Origin of the sequence: Psychrobacter sp. AT9 (assembly GCF_047272965.1) — a bacterium.
GTDB classification, from domain to species: domain Bacteria; phylum Pseudomonadota; class Gammaproteobacteria; order Pseudomonadales; family Moraxellaceae; genus Psychrobacter; species Psychrobacter glaciei.
On the sequence record NZ_JBKOTW010000001.1, the window covers coordinates 3,378,045 to 3,393,296 of the forward strand.

Below are 15,252 nucleotides of genomic sequence, written 5' to 3' on the forward strand. Positions count from 1 at the left end.
ATAGAGAATAGCTGAGCGTATCACGAAATAATGACAGCTAAAAAGTGATGCCTGAGCATAAAAAAGGTAGATTATATAATTGATAACCTACCTTCTGCTAAATTAAATATTCACTTCACGTTTATCAACTACTTACACATTCCACTCTACAAAGTTCTTGAGCAGTTGCAAGCCAGCGGTATGGCTCTTTTCTGGATGGAACTGGGTGGCAAATAAATTGTCTTGGATGACGCTGGCACAAAACGGCTGACCATAATCACAGACAGCAGCGACTTGAGCGCTATCAGCAGGCTCGCAGTAGTAGCTATGCACAAAGTAAAAGTGCGCATTGTCCTCGATACCCGTCCACAATGGATGCTCAAAGTTCATACCACTGATCGTATTCCAGCCCATGTGTGGTACTTTAATTGTAGCACCTTGTTTGTCTTTCCACGTAGGGTTAAAGGCTTCTACCGTGCCGTTCAAGATACTAAGACAGTCTGTACCGCCATTTTCAGATGACTGCTCAAACAATGCCTGCATGCCCACACAGATGGCCATAACGGGCTTGTTAAACACTGCATGGCGTATGACATCATCAATCCCTGCATCGTGCATGCCAGCGATACAGTCACGCATAGCACCGACACCGGGGAAGACGATCTTGTCTGCCGCAGCGACGACTTTTGGGTCATTGGTGATAGAGACGTCTGCCCCGACCACTGACAATGCTTTACTGGCGGAATGCAAATTACCCATACCATAATCTAGTAGTGCAATTTTGGTCACTTTAGCCATTAAAATGCCTCTTTGGTCGATGGCAAGGTATTCAACGCACGCTCATCATATTCACAAGCCATGCGTAGCGCACGAGCAAAGGCTTTGAAGGTTGATTCGATTTGGTGATGGCTGTTTTTGCCTTTTAGATTGTCTAAATGCACCGTCATCCATGAGTGATTGACGAACCCATAAAAGAACTCACTAAACAAATCAACATCGAAACGACCCACATGTGAGCGGGTAAAAGGAATGTCCATATGCAGACCTGGACGACCTGATAGATCGACAACCGCACGCGTCAATGCTTCGTCTAGCGGCGCATAAAAGTGCCCATAACGACGAATACCTTTTTTGTCGCCTAGCGCTTTATTAAAAGCTTGCCCAAGCGTAATACCCGTGTCTTCCACGCTATGATGGTCATCAATAAAGGTATCACCGTTACATTTGATATCTAAGTCAAACAAACCGTGACGCTTGATTTGATCAATCATATGATCCAAAAACGGTACGCCAGTATCTACAGTACCTTGACCCGTACCATCAAGGTTGACGGTACAAGTGATTTGCGTTTCAGCAGTGATGCGTTCAACGGTCGCGATACGTTCAGGGCGACCATGTAGATTTAGGTTTTTTGGTGCAGTTTGCTTAGGTGTGTCAGCGGTCGTCGTTGTATTGGCGGTCATAGCTACTCTCTATCAGTTTTTTATCAGTGAAAAGCGGTCAATAAATAGGGCAAAAAAGCGCCTATTTCATTGTTGCTAGTACCTGAATCAGCACTAGCAAAAAATGTATTAGAAAATGATATATACAAAAGATATCAAGGCATTAGGGTTTATACGTACTAAATATTATATAGCCTCATCATAGCAAACCCTAACATTTACCGCCACGGTCAAGCGGTAAACCACGCACAAAATTACCTCATTCTGCTAAAATAGTGTATTCAGTATTATCAATCATGACTCGCACTGACTTTGAGACATTATATTCTATAGCCTACTCTCTATGGCATAGTGCTGTGTCATACTGCTACTTTATACTATAGAAACCCTTTGTTTATAGGAACTGCCATGCCTTTAGAAGCGATCGCCATTAATAGCTTGGATGCCCCACTTATCAAAAAACCTGCTCGCGACAATGAGCTAGCAGAGCGCTTGCAGGCATTGTACGATAGCGATGACGCGCAGCCTGATGGTCTCGAGGTGTTAAATATCGTTGAGCAAGGCTTTAAGCGTGGGCAATACCTATATGTCGGTATGTTCAATGACAAGCCTATCGCTGCCGTTGCCTGTTTTGATGACGGGCAAACTGATGCCAAGCGCTTACAGTATCTTACTGTTCATACCCAAAATCGTGGTCGTGCTATCGATGCCAAGTTTATTAAACTGGTTTATGATGCCGAAGTGAGAAAAGGCGTGCGTGAGTTTGTCCCTGCTGATGCGGATATTCACCGTATCATGAGCGAGTATGAGCTTTTGCGTGTCAAAGATTAGTTTTAGCGTTAAAAAGCGATATTTTGATAAATAAGTCATTTTTTTAATCTTTTATCGCTTATGATGCAAAAACTACTTGACAGTAACGCCTATATTTAGTTTAATAGCGCCTCAACGAAGACGGCTCGATAGCTCAGTCGGTAGAGCAACGGATTGAAAATCCGTGTGTCGGCAGTTCGAACCTGCCTCGAGCCACCATTCGTTTAAGAATTCTAAAAAGCCCTAAACAGCAATGTTTGGGGCTTTTTTTATGCCTGTCATTAATAGCATTTATTGTTTTATCAATAGCATTTGTTATTAGAGTCGCCGACGCAACAACACCTCGCAACGTTCACGCGAGTCTAAATCATAAACCGTCGCACGGTAATCAATACCGTGACGGCCTTCAAAAAACACCACCCGATCGCCCACTGCCAAAAAGCAAGAAGTACGCGCATCATAGATAAAACCATCAATGACGAATGCCAAATCACGATCTATCTCGCGTACCGTATAGGTTTCACCTTGCGGAATCAAACGCTCAAACCATGCGCTATGAGCAGCATTAGTGCTTAGCACACTTATCAGCAGCAGCGCTGATATCATAAAGGCACTTTTTGACGGCGTCGCAAAAGTCGCGCCGGCTAAGCTGATTTTATTTAGGATATTTTTATCAACTGTCATGACCTTAACCTACTCAGACCTGCTCAATAATTGATTCTGTTCGCTACGCTTCTTATGCTAAACGCTTACTGTCACGGTTGCATAACATTTCTGTGCTGTTTTTTAGACGGCAGTGCTCAGTATACTCGATAGCAATGATAATGATAAATAAGACAGATAAATGCTAATAGGGATAAGCGATGAGAGAATTTGATTATGATTTGGATTATAAAAACTTAGACTTGCGGGCGCAGCCTGAGCTGTATCGCGTCGGTCGCGGTGAGCAAGGCGTATTATTGGTAGAGCCTTATAAGTCTGAGATACTGCCGCACTGGCGCTTTGCCACGCCTGATATTGCGACTGAAAGTAGCGAGGCAATTTATCAGATGTTTTTAGGTTATCTGGCAGCTGATGACTTTATCGGTGCGGATATGGCGCGCAAATTTATTCAAATGGGTTATACCCGCGCGCGCCGCTATGCCAATCATAAGGGCGGTAAAAAATATAAAGGGCCAGTGCCCGATGATAAAAAAGGCCAAAGCGGCGCACATGGTCGCGCAGAGTTACCACGGCAAGAGGAAGACCCAATCAAAGCAGAGTCCGCGCGTATTTTTAAACAAAAATGGGATGAGTGCCGCGAGAACAAAGATTATCTAAGAATGAAAAAAGAGCATCGTGAACGTTACAAAGATATCGAGTGACTGCTGATGTTTATGATATTAAGAACAGTAGAACACTAAATTGACTGGTCTCAAAACACTACTGTGCTAAGGTATGGCGCGATATACCAAAAATAATAAATATAACGACTTCCAATAGTGAGGAACAATGGATAAGCAACTTTTAATTTTTGATTTTGATGGCACACTGATCGATAGCGTGCCAGATTTGGCTGATGCGACCAATGCGATGCTAACCACGCTTGGCAAAGAGACTTACCCTATTGACAGCATACGTAATTGGGTCGGCAATGGCTCAAGAATGCTGGTCGAGCGCGCATTGGTGGGTAAGGTAGAAGTGTTAGAAGGTGAGTTGACGGCCGAGGAAGCTGATCATGCCGAGCAGGTGTTTTTTGAGGCTTACAACAATATCAGCGGTAGCAAAACCGTCGCTTACCCAGATGTCGATAACGGATTAAAGAAGCTGAAAGATGCAGGTTATACGCTCGCCTTGGTGACCAATAAACCCATTCGTTTTGTACCGAAGATATTACAGTCATTTGGCTGGCAGGACTTGTTTGCCGAAGTGCTGGGCGGTGATAGTCTAGCTGTTAAGAAACCAGACCCTGCGCCGCTACTACATGTCTGTGAGGCGTTGAATATTGACCCAGCACAAGCAATCATGATTGGTGATTCTAGAAACGATATCTTGGCAGGACAAAACGCCAATATGGATACCCTTGGACTGTCCTATGGTTATAACTACGGGCAAGACATTCGTGAGCTGAATCCTACCGAAGCATTTGATGACTTTGCCGCCTTGGTTGATTATCTTTTATAAGGATAAATGACAAATAGCTGAACATCACGTCAGCTACTTACTTCGATAGCTCAATGCCTCTGACACGTGGGCACTCGTGATATCGGTACTGTCGGCAAGGTCTGCGATGGTACGTGCAACGCGCAAGACTCGATGATAGCCGCGTGCCGATAGATTCAGACGTTGCTGAGCAAGCTGTAATAGCTGCTGCTCGCCCGCGCCTAGCTGAATATATTTATCAATCTCGCTCGGGCTAAGCTCATTATTGACCTTTTTTTGCCGTTTTAATTGATGCTTGTGCGCGGCAGCGACCCGAATCCGCACTTGCTCGGAGGTTTCACCAGCTTGAGCATTTTGCAAGTCGGCAATCGGTAACGCTGGCACGGTAATATGCAAATCAATGCGATCAAGCAGTGGGCCCGACAGCTTATCTTGATAGCGCTTAATCTGCTCGGGACGACAACGACATCTTGCCGAGCCGTCACCATCATAGCCACACGGACACGGGTTCATCGCCGCTACTAGTTGAAAGTTGGCTGGGAAGGTCATTTGTGAATTAGCACGGCTGATGGTAATTTGCTTCGCCTCTAACGGTTGGCGCAGCACCTCTAACACCGTACGATCAAACTCTGGTAATTCATCAAGGAATAACACGCCTTTATTGGCAAGGGTAATCTCGCCCGGTTTGGGACGTGAGCCGCCACCGACCAAAGCCACGGCTGATATGGTGTGATGAACTTGCCGAAATGGCCTTGTCCCATAATCATAATCACTGTCTGCCACCGAATAAGTACTGGCAACTTCTAACGCATCCTCAGCACTCAAATCTGGCAAAATAGTCGGTAGCCGCGAGGCCATCAGTGTTTTACCCGAACCGGGAGGCCCTGTGAACAATAGCGAATGACCACCAGCGGCGGCAATCTCTAGCGCACGCCTCGCATGATGTTGGCCTTTGACATCAGCCAAGTCTACTTTATAACCCGTGTGTTTTTCTATCGCAGCGGGCGGTACAATCTCTAAGCGCTCGTAAGTGGCATTTGGATTGGTCAAAGATTGCAAATGATCGCAAACGGCCTTTAGACTATCCGCCGCCAATATCTCTACACCCTCGACACGGCTAGCCTCGGTACCATTATCGATCGGGACGATTAACTGCGGCGTTTGTGGCTCTTGACCCTGCTCCGTCAATTCCAGTTCATCATTATCTGCTGTCTGTAAGACTTTGGACGCCAACACTTCCGCCTTTATCGCTCGTGCTACTGCCAAGCTACCAGTGACTTGCCGTAAATTCCCGTTGAGCGCTAACTCACCGATAAACTCAAACCCTGATAGTACTTCTGGATCCAACTGATCGCTGGCTGCCAAGATGCCAATGGCAATGGGCAAATCCAGCCTTGCACCATCTTTTGGCAAATCTGCTGGCGCTAAATTAATCGTCAGGCGACGATTGGGAAACTGAAAGCCAGAATTCAGAATCGCTGAGCGCACGCGGTCTTTACTCTCGCGCACAGCAGCTTCTGGTAGACCGACGATGGTCAATGCTGGCAAGCCTTGCGATAAATGCACCTCAATAATGACCTTGGGTGCATGCAAACCGACGACTGAACGGGTATAGACTTGAGCAAACGACATCAGCGTTTCCTAATAAAGGGAGCTTTTGATCATAAAGTATTATGTATCAGTGCGCAAATGTCGTGTATTTTATAATAAAAATGGTTTGGCTACTGCTAACCCTCATTTTCTTGACGTTTTAACGAACCATTATCTATGGGTTTTTTAAATGCCGAGTTATGATTTTAAAGAATAAAAAGCGCTCCTAACTTTTATTTTTATAAGAAAAATAATTTTATTAAACTACTGGTAAAGTTATTTCTTTTAGGTATATGATTGGTGAGTGTTTGTACACTGAAAGCAACAATAGCAATTTATTGACTATTTAGAGCACGACAGATAAAAGGATTATCCGTGCTTTAAATCGTAAAAATTAACCATGGATGGTAAATACAATGAATATATTGATTAAAAATCGGCGAGTGCCCACGCTCACCCTACTCACAATGGCTGTTTCTTTAGCATTATTCGGCTGTTCTGATAGTGATAATAGCTTTAACGATGACGATACTGATACCCCTACCCCTGCATCGACGTATGAAGCTGACATTCAACGTACCGAGTTTGGTATACCTCATATTACCGCAAAGGATTATAAAGGGCTGGGCTATGGTGTCGGCTATGCTTTTGCTGAAGATAACTTCTGCTCGCTGGCGAAAGAAGTTGTGGTCGCTAGTGGTCAGAGCATGCTGTATCTAGGTGACCAAGGTAATGTTAATAGTGATGTATTTTATACTTGGTACAACTCTCCAGAGAGACGAGCTGGATTCTTAGCAGCTCAAGATCCTGAAACTATCGATGCGGTCACAGGCTATGCAGCAGGCTTTAGCCGTTATCTGCGAGATAAAGGTGTGGCGAATATTGATCCTGCTTGTGCTAACGCTGAGTGGGTTCGAGAGATTACTATTGATGACCTACTGACAGTTTATGGTAAAGCCAATCTACGCGGTGGGCTCTCTAACTTTGTCAGCCCCGTTGTAGCGGCAGCTCCTCCTGCAACTACTGGCATTCAAGGTAGCTCTAGAATGAGTAGCGTCGAGCCTACAGTAGAGTCAGATGAAGAGTTTGACATGACGACTATCAATGTACTGAATGGCGGTAGTAACGCTTATGCCTTTGGTAGTGAGGTGACAGGGACAGATAGTGGTGTCCTATATGGTAACCCACATGAGCCATGGAACGGTGTCCAGCGTTTTTATGAGTTTCATACAACGATACCAGGCGAGCTTGACGTGATGGGCGCCGCCCAACAAGGTCAACCTTTTATCAATATTGGCTTTAATAAAGACGTGGCTTGGAGTCATACCGTATCAACTGCCAAACGCTTTACGCTTTACCAGCTTAATCTAGTAGATGGCAACCCTTTGAAATACAAATACACAAATAGCGCGGGTGTGGTTGAGGAACGTGATATCGAAAAAGTCGATGTGACGGTTCAATTGCCAGACAATCAAACGTTGGTTCAACCTATCTATTTGTCTCAATATGGGCCTATGCTCGCGGCTAACTTGCTTAGTGGTCTTTTGCCAACGTGGGGTGCGAACAATCTGGCTTATACGATTCGTGATGCGGCCTCTGAAAATCCAAGAGCACTTAATCAGTGGCGCAGTATGAACATGGCCACTAGCGTTGAGGATCTCGTCGATAGAATGCAGACTACTTTAGGCCTAGGCTTTGTTAATACCATCGCCACCGATCGTAATGGCAAAGCGCTCTATGCTGATATCTCGACCGTGCCTAATGTCACTAGAGAAAAGCTAGAAAGTTGTGGTACTAATGCGGGGATTTTCCTGAATGCTCTGATTGCATCTGACTTGCCCGCACTAGATGGCAGTAAAGCTGCCTGTGAATGGGGCAATGATGCCGACTCACCACAAGCAGGTATTTTTGGCGGTTCAAACTTACCATTCTTAATTCGTGATGATTATGCGCTTAATTCTAATGACTCTTATTGGTTTAGTAATGCAGAACAGCCGTTGACAGGTTTTTCACCGTTATTGAGACGTGGGTTGTTACCGCTTTCTGAAGATGCCGCGCCATTATCTCCACGTACTCGTATGGCCTTTACTCAAATATTTGATCGGTTAAGTAATAAAGATGGTTTAGGCGGAAATACCTTTAATCTTGATAATATGCAACAAGTCGTCTACGGAAATCGCAGTTATGGTGCTGAATTAGTGCTTGATGATATTTTGGCAGATTGCCAAGCTAATCCGACATTACCTTTGACTGACGGTGGGACTATCGATGCCACTCAAGCTTGTACTGTCTTGAGTAACTGGGATCGTCGTAACAATCTTGATAGTAAAGGTGCTCATGTCTTTAGAAAATTCTGGACCAATTTTGGGTTTAGTAGTTATGCAGGATTTAGTGTTCCCTTCGATAAGGCTGACCCTGTTAACACGCCTCGTGACTTAATCATCAATGATAAAACACGTAAAGCTTTGGGCGACTCTATTAGCTATTACAATAGTAAAAATATTGCGCTTGACGCACCGTTAGGTAGCTTACAATTCGTTATTGATGCGGACAAAAACGGTGAAAAAATCCCTATGCATGGTGGCTTCGGTAGTGAGGGCATCTTCAACGTCGCCAGCTCAAGTCAAAACAGCGACGGCACTTATGGTCCAATTACCAATGGTCCAACTTATATGCAATCGGTAACGTTTGATAGCAAAGGTCCGGTCGTGGAAGCGCTGTTAGCTTTCTCGCAAGCTGGTGATACCACACGTCCTTTCCATCGTGATCAAACCCGTCGTTATGCAGACAAAGACTGGATACGTCTGCCTTTTAGTGCTGGTGAAGTATCTAAACAAGCAGTTGGTGCGAAAGTTGAGTTAAGAGAATAAAATTCTTCGTTATTTTAATATAAGCAAAAGCCCTCAGATAGACTCTGGGGGTTTTTCTATTTTTAAAACAAAGTAAATCCATAGGCTAAGAGAACTTACCAATCACCCTATTATAAGCAAGGATTTGCTATACTATCCTTTACAAACCAAGTCACTACTATCGCTAAAAGACGCTGATACGTTATCGATTATCACTAGTGTATGAGGTTGCTTTAATAGGCGCAAATAGCATCAAAAAGGAATGCCACATGACAGAACACTCTGAAACAAACACCCAGCAGCCTTATAATCGTGCAGGAGAGCAACCCACCACGGTACGCCCTGTCATGCAGCCGGACAACCCTTACGCCAGTACGCGCGGCAGTATTATGACCAAGCAGCTACCTACATTTGATGAATCGATTATCAATAAATACAATCGTTCAGGGCCACGCTATACCTCTTATCCAACGGCATTAGAGTTTTCACCAATCGCTGATGGCATTGAAACAACCATTCTCCAAAATCGCGAAGCCCGTGCGCCATTATCGCTCTATTTCCACATTCCATTCTGTCGCCATCTCTGCTATTACTGTGCCTGCAATAAAATCATCACCAAAAAAAATAGCGATTCAGGCGATTATTTGCAGTACTTAATCACTGAAATTAGCCACAAGCGCCGTTTATTATCTGCACCCGATGACAGCAGCAAACCACTCGTTAAGCAGCTCCATTTAGGTGGAGGCACGCCGACGTTTTTAAGCGATAAAGAGATGGGTCAACTGTGGGATTTTTTACAGACCCAGTTTGAATTTTTACCCGAAGGTGAAGGCGACTACTCTATTGAGATTGATCCCCGTGAGCTGGGTGACGAGACATTGAAAACGCTACGCAATCTTGGTTTTAATCGCGTCAGCTTAGGTGTGCAAGACTTGGACGAAACAGTACAAATCGCTGTCAATCGTGTGCATTCAGCAGAAATGATCGAGAATGTGCTCAGTGAGGCACGCGAGCTTGGTTTCCGTTCTATCAATATTGACCTGATTTATGGTCTGCCGCATCAAACACCTGCAACCTTGGATAAAACCGTACGCCGCATCATTGAGATGTCACCAGATCGTCTGTCGGTATTTAACTACGCTCATTTGCCAGAACGCTTTAAAGCCCAGCGTCAAATAAAAGACGCAGACCTGCCAGACCCAGCGGCTAAGCTTGCCATGCTCGGCAATACCATCAACACACTGACCGAAGCGGGCTATCAATACATTGGTATTGATCACTTTGCCAAGCCTGATGACGAGCTCGCGGTGGCGCAGCGCGAGGGCAAACTGCATCGTAATTTCCAAGGTTATACCATTATGGGTGACTGCGACTTGCTAGGCTTTGGTGTCTCCTCTATCAGTCAAATTGCCAATGCCAATACACGTTATATTTTGCAGAATGATACTGATTTACAAGCGTATCAGGCCAATATCGCTGCGTCGAAAAACAACCCTACTATCATGCCAGCGGTAAAAGTAATTAAAACGTCGATTAAAGATCGCTTACGTGAATATGTAATTATGAAGCTACTCTGTCACGACTATATCGACTTTAAAGATGTGAATCAGAAATTCGGTGTCGACGCCATTACTTACTTCATTGATGAGATTCAGCAATTGGGCGAGATGCAAGATGACAAGCTCATCGATATGGATGCCGCTGGGATTCGGGTCTTACCAAAAGGTCGCCTACTCGGTCGCAACGTCGCCATGGTATTTGATGAGTACTTGGCAAAGAAGCATCAAAATCGCTTTTCTAAAGTTATCTAAACAGAGTGTTTTTGAGTTAATTATTAGCAATAAAAAAGACCTCAAGCGAGGTCTTTTTTATGATAAATGCGGCGGCGTACCATCCCTCACCTATATCTATTCAGTAGGCATGGCGATGTATAGCCTATTGGCATCTATGATCGTTTTTTCTTTATCGAGATATTTATGTTCAACGGTGCTTTTTGGTTTTTTATTATCCCGCCCTACTATCTCAGTATCTGTCATCGCTGAATCTGTGATAGAAAAATCATCATCGTTTAGCAACCCAAGTGAGCCATCTTGGCGTATCCACAGACCTTCAAGCTTGTCATGCGGATAATCTAGAGTAGCAAGTACATCGACGACTAAGGTTTTCTTAACGGGCATAATATTGATGTTTTCAAGTACCTGCCAGTTATCTTCATCAGCTGCAATAAGCTGCTCGAGCGTTTTTCCTTCGACGGTTAGACCAACATGCTCATCTTGTTTAATCGCCTTTAGCTGGTTAGCAGTACTAATGGTTTCTATGTCTGTTGCCTGAGAGAGGTTAATTTTATAAATATATTTTTTTGCCGACTCATCTTGGAGTGGAAATTTACGATCATGTTCAATGAGATAAAATTCATGATCGCTGAGCGCGACTAACCCTGACACCACATGCTCCGCTACATCAAGACGATATAAGTATTGAGCGATTTGGCCAGATTTTAGGTTAATCGTAATAACCCGTGTCACGCTAGAACCGCGCCCTGATTTATCAGGATTGTCCATTGACGATTCTATGATGCCTACCAGCGTGGTTTGATTTGGCGTAATCGTTAATGCTTCCATGCCACGATTGGCGCGGCGCTTGGTAAACTCCATCGGTAATAAAACTGGCTTGCCATCAATCATCACATTGTTACGCTCATCCCTAGAAAATGGGTTAATACGCTCAATCTCTAACCCATCCGCGTCATAGTGGACGAGATGTGGACCATACTCATCACTAATCCAAAAACTTCCGTCTGTAGGTGCAGCGAGTCCTTCGGGGTCTAATCCATTGATATCAGTCTTGATAGGATTGCTTACTTCATCAAAAGGCAAGTTAGGGTTTACGGTCATCGGCTGACCATCGATATCGTATGGCACCTCATTGGTCCCGCCCAATGCTTTTGGATTTGGTAGCCCAGAGATAGGATTGCCATTGCTGTCTTTTAGCACTATCTCTTTTATCTTGATAATTTTGCCGTCCTCATGTAACTCAAATAGCCCGATAGACGGTATATAATTCGGCACTAAAAACTGTTTACCTTTACCCGCAATCCCATCAAAATCAGCATTGGGACCTCGATCAGTAAGTACATAAAACTGATTGGCATTAATTGGATGTGCCGCTGCGTCTGAGCCGTAGCCACCACCACGAATCTCTAATTTTTGCTCAGGATAGGCGGCATTAATATGTGTCGCATCAAGTACGGTATAAGGTAATGGGCTGCCTTGAGGGAAATTTTCTATTGAGATTATTTCAATATTTGGATTTTGCTTGGTCATTGTTTTTTTCCTTGTATCAGTATTTTTATTATTTGAAAAAAGATGTTTCATGTTTCGCGCTTGAAAAACCAGCAAAAATAGTATGATCAAATTTAAGTCAAAAAAATAGCCAGTGCTTCGCATACTCACTGGCTATTTTTATAAGTTGTAGCTATGTGATCAAAGAACATGTGATCAAAGTACATGTAATCAAAGAACCATTGCTTAAACCTTCAATTTATCACCCACCATACCTTTCACTGTACTGAGGATATCAGCAGGTAGTACCACCATTTTTGCGTTATCAGACTCAGCCAGCTCACGAATCGCCTTGATATACTGCTCACCCAGTAAGTAAACAATCGGCATCTCTTCAGTGCCCATGGCATTGGTAATCAAACGAATAGACTCTTCTGACCCTTTGGCAAGCACTACTTGTGCTTCTGCATCGCGACGTGAGGCTTCCAAACGCCCATCTGCCTCTAAGATAGCGGCTTGCTTTTGACCATCAGCACGCGTCACTGTTGCACGGCGTTGACGTTCAGCAGCTGCCTGCTCTTCCATCGCTGTCTGCATGGTCGCTGACGGGTTGATATCTTGAATTTCTACTGTCTTTAGCGTGATACCCCAATCAGAAATATCTTCTGAGATGGCATGCTTGAGTTTGGCCTTGATCTCGTCGCGGCTAGATAGTGCGCTATCCAGATCCATCTCACCAATGATTGAACGTAGCGATGTTTGTACCAGATTACGAATACCGTATTCATAATCTTCGATACCATATACCGCCTTATCAGGACGCACGATATTAATATAAGCGACAGCGTTCGCTATAATAACGACGTTATCTCTCGTAATAACTTCTTGAGAAGGAATATCGAGCACGATGTCTTTGGTCGTCACTTTATAAGACACATCGTCAACATAAGGAATAATGAGGTTTAGCCCTGGTTCTAGTGTTTGGCTATATTTACCAAGACGCTGCACGACCCATTTATACCCCTGCGGTACGATCCGAACACCTTTAAATACGGTAAACACCACCAGCGCGATCAAGACCACCATTACGATATTGAAACTTCCCATATTTCACCCCTATTATATTTGCACACTTTTATTTATCGCTGCCTGCGATTTCATACTACTGACGACCAATTCATTACCAACGATATCGGTCACGATTACCCTATCACCGACCGCCACTTGCTCTCCTTGCGTGCGGCACATCCACTCAGCCGCTCCCACGATAGGCACACTAAACCGTACCATGCCCGCTCTTTCAGGCTGCGGCGGTACGATAATCATACCAGTCTCACCGATAATGACGCTGCCGCCTAGCCCTGCCTTGGTACGATCCACTGACAGAGGCTTAATAAACTTAAACCATGCCAATAGAAACACCGCAGAAAGTACCAGCCAAATAACAATTTGGACGGCGAGCGAGATAGGTAATAGCCACGACAGTGCCGCGACGATAATAGCAGCAGCACCAAACCAAAGGCTGGCAAATGTCGGAACAAACATCTCGACAATCAGTAGCACAAAGCCTAATACCAGCCAATGCCACGGTTCAATCATCCAGAGCATCTCAATCATTGATATATTCCCTGTCTTTGTCATTCTAACTTTCAATGTAGCACATTTTTAGGTTAATAATGTCTTAAAAATCATTAATATACTGCTGACTTTGCCGAGTGGAGGCAAAAGCCTAATGAGTATTTGTAAATGCCTCAACCAAAAAAAACGACCACATCCGTGATCGTTTTTTTATTAATCTCTTTGCAGTCAGGCTAACTTAGAATTTTACATGAGCACCTAAAGTAACGCCACTTACCTCGAGATCATCCACTTCAGGATAGATGTTATACATAGCTTCTACAGAAGCCATAGGAGTGAGGTTATAGCCCAATCCTAAGCTACCAGCGACACCTGTATCAGAAACGCTAAAGCTCTCACTGTTGCTAGCAATAACTTTATCTGTATAGTCTACATCAATTTCATTTTTCGCAACACCTAGGCGGCCTTTGGCGTATAAACCAGTATTTGGAAAATTGTAATCATAAGTCGCATAGAGACCATATACATCAGCACTATATTCTGACTTTTCAAAGGTGTCATCAAACGCATCTGCATCGTTAGTCGTCAAATATTCAGCTTCCACACCAAATTCCGGAGTGAATTTATAGCCGCCATAAACACCGTATGATACTGCATCATCTTCCACATCATCTGGACTGTACTGACCCACTTTTACACCAGCGTATGGCTGCCCAGCGTAGTTAACTGCTGCTTGCGCACTAATACTCATTAGAGAACCAACTGATAATGCGATCAAAGCTTTTTGTAAAGTATTCATATGTCTTCCTATTAAATAAAACTAAAATATAGCCTGAGTGGACATAGCAGAGCACATAAGTTAGCTGAACTATTGTTGAATTCGAGATTCTAGCAGAAGATTATTTTTAATGCATTCTTTTTTAATGACTTTAACCGTAGCTTTTTTCGTACAAAAAAACGACCGCCGAAGCGATCGTTTCTTATTCTATAATTAACTAGCAATCATTTAGAATTTTAGCTGTGCACCAACCGTCATAAGATCAGCATCGCTACCTAGCTTGTCGTATTCAGCTTCGACGCTGAAGTTAGGATTCACTGAATAACCAAGGCCTACACCACCAGCAAGACTGGTATCACTTTCTGAATAAGTCTCAGTTCTGACTTCAGTGTTGCCGATATTGCGGGTGAAGTCACCTTCTATCTCAGTTTTAGCGACCCCTAGTTTACCTTTGGCGTATAAGCCAGTATTTGGGAACTGGTAACGGTAAGTACCGTATGCGCCATAGCTCTTAGCATCGATATCACCGCCGCGATAATCTGCGTCGTCTGAGCCGACATATTCTGCTTCGACACCGAAGTTAGGATCGAAATTATAGCCACCGTATACACCATAAGCGGTTGGATCATCAGCGCCGTCTACGTCTACGTCAAACTGACCGACTTTGGCACCGATGTACGGCTGCCCAGTATAACCATTGCCATAAGAGACGGCAGCTTGTGCACCCATGCTTACTAAAGAACCAGCGGCTAGTGCAAGTAATGTTTTTTGTAGAATTTTCATTGTGTTCTCCTAATATCGTC

Annotated in this window: 14 protein-coding genes and 1 tRNA gene; 6 read left to right on the plus strand and 9 right to left on the minus strand. The window is 44.0% G+C overall.

Going from position 1 to position 15,252, the window contains the following annotated elements:
- Positions 1–132: 132 nt before the first annotated feature.
- A complete protein-coding gene (hisH, locus tag ACMFL8_RS14120) occupies positions 133–777 on the minus strand; it encodes an imidazole glycerol phosphate synthase subunit HisH (protein WP_413191326.1) in 645 nt (214 codons plus the stop codon).
- Entirely contained in the window at positions 777–1,442 is a 666-nt protein-coding gene (gene hisB, locus ACMFL8_RS14125; RefSeq protein ID WP_413191327.1) for an imidazoleglycerol-phosphate dehydratase HisB, read from the minus strand. The genes hisH and hisB overlap by 1 nt, the downstream gene beginning before the upstream one ends.
- Positions 1,443–1,829: 387 nt before the next feature.
- On the opposite strand from hisB, the gene ACMFL8_RS14130 reads away from it, so the two are divergent.
- Complete coding sequence (locus ACMFL8_RS14130; protein WP_413191328.1) at positions 1,830–2,252, plus strand: hypothetical protein; 423 nt, start codon at positions 1,830–1,832, stop codon at positions 2,250–2,252.
- A 122-nt stretch (positions 2,253–2,374) separates the two neighbouring features.
- Positions 2,375–2,450: transfer RNA gene (locus ACMFL8_RS14135), tRNA-Phe, on the plus strand.
- 99 nt (positions 2,451–2,549) lie between these two features.
- On the opposite strand, the gene ACMFL8_RS14140 is transcribed toward ACMFL8_RS14135, so the two are convergent.
- On the minus strand, positions 2,550–2,915 hold the full coding sequence (locus ACMFL8_RS14140; RefSeq protein WP_413191329.1) for a hypothetical protein: 366 nt from the start codon (positions 2,913–2,915) through the stop codon (positions 2,550–2,552).
- Positions 2,916–3,094: 179 nt separating this feature from the next.
- Between ACMFL8_RS14140 and ACMFL8_RS14145 the strand changes: the two genes are divergently transcribed.
- Positions 3,095–3,595, plus strand: a complete 501-nt coding sequence (locus tag ACMFL8_RS14145) for a DUF4385 domain-containing protein (protein ID WP_413191330.1) — start codon at positions 3,095–3,097, stop codon at positions 3,593–3,595.
- Positions 3,596–3,722: 127 nt separating this feature from the next.
- Complete coding sequence (locus ACMFL8_RS14150; protein ID WP_413191331.1) at positions 3,723–4,394, plus strand: phosphoglycolate phosphatase; 672 nt, start codon at positions 3,723–3,725, stop codon at positions 4,392–4,394.
- Positions 4,395–4,427: 33 nt separating this feature from the next.
- Here the strand turns inward: ACMFL8_RS14150 and ACMFL8_RS14155 are convergent, their stop codons facing one another.
- Positions 4,428–6,005, minus strand: a complete 1,578-nt coding sequence (locus ACMFL8_RS14155; protein ID WP_352310833.1) for a YifB family Mg chelatase-like AAA ATPase — start codon at positions 6,003–6,005, stop codon at positions 4,428–4,430.
- Positions 6,006–6,379: 374 nt separating this feature from the next.
- On the opposite strand from ACMFL8_RS14155, the gene ACMFL8_RS14160 reads away from it, so the two are divergent.
- Positions 6,380–8,833 carry a penicillin acylase family protein gene (locus ACMFL8_RS14160; RefSeq protein WP_413191332.1) on the plus strand — a complete coding sequence of 818 codons (2,454 nt, stop codon included), beginning with the start codon at positions 6,380–6,382 and terminating at the stop codon, positions 8,831–8,833.
- 248 nt (positions 8,834–9,081) lie between these two features.
- On the plus strand, positions 9,082–10,623 hold the full coding sequence (gene hemN / locus ACMFL8_RS14165; protein WP_413191333.1) for an oxygen-independent coproporphyrinogen III oxidase: 1,542 nt from the start codon (positions 9,082–9,084) through the stop codon (positions 10,621–10,623).
- Between the two features lie 96 nt (positions 10,624–10,719).
- Here hemN and ACMFL8_RS14170 read toward each other — a convergent pair whose 3' ends face one another.
- From ACMFL8_RS14170 to ACMFL8_RS14190, 5 genes are all read right to left on the minus strand, one after another.
- Positions 10,720–12,135, minus strand: a complete 1,416-nt coding sequence (locus ACMFL8_RS14170) for an esterase-like activity of phytase family protein (RefSeq protein WP_413191334.1) — start codon at positions 12,133–12,135, stop codon at positions 10,720–10,722.
- Between the two features lie 204 nt (positions 12,136–12,339).
- Positions 12,340–13,200: an SPFH domain-containing protein gene (locus ACMFL8_RS14175; protein ID WP_189583983.1), complete on the minus strand. Its 861-nt coding sequence runs from the start codon at positions 13,198–13,200 to the stop codon at positions 12,340–12,342.
- A gap of 12 nt (positions 13,201–13,212) precedes the next feature.
- Positions 13,213–13,710: an NfeD family protein gene (locus ACMFL8_RS14180; RefSeq protein ID WP_413191335.1), complete on the minus strand. Its 498-nt coding sequence runs from the start codon at positions 13,708–13,710 to the stop codon at positions 13,213–13,215.
- A 199-nt stretch (positions 13,711–13,909) separates the two neighbouring features.
- Positions 13,910–14,470 (minus strand): porin family protein, encoded by a 561-nt coding sequence (locus ACMFL8_RS14185; protein WP_010197230.1) that lies wholly within the window; start codon positions 14,468–14,470, stop codon positions 13,910–13,912.
- Positions 14,471–14,677: 207 nt separating this feature from the next.
- Positions 14,678–15,232: a porin family protein gene (locus ACMFL8_RS14190; protein WP_201592803.1), complete on the minus strand. Its 555-nt coding sequence runs from the start codon at positions 15,230–15,232 to the stop codon at positions 14,678–14,680.
- Positions 15,233–15,252 lie beyond the last annotated feature (20 nt).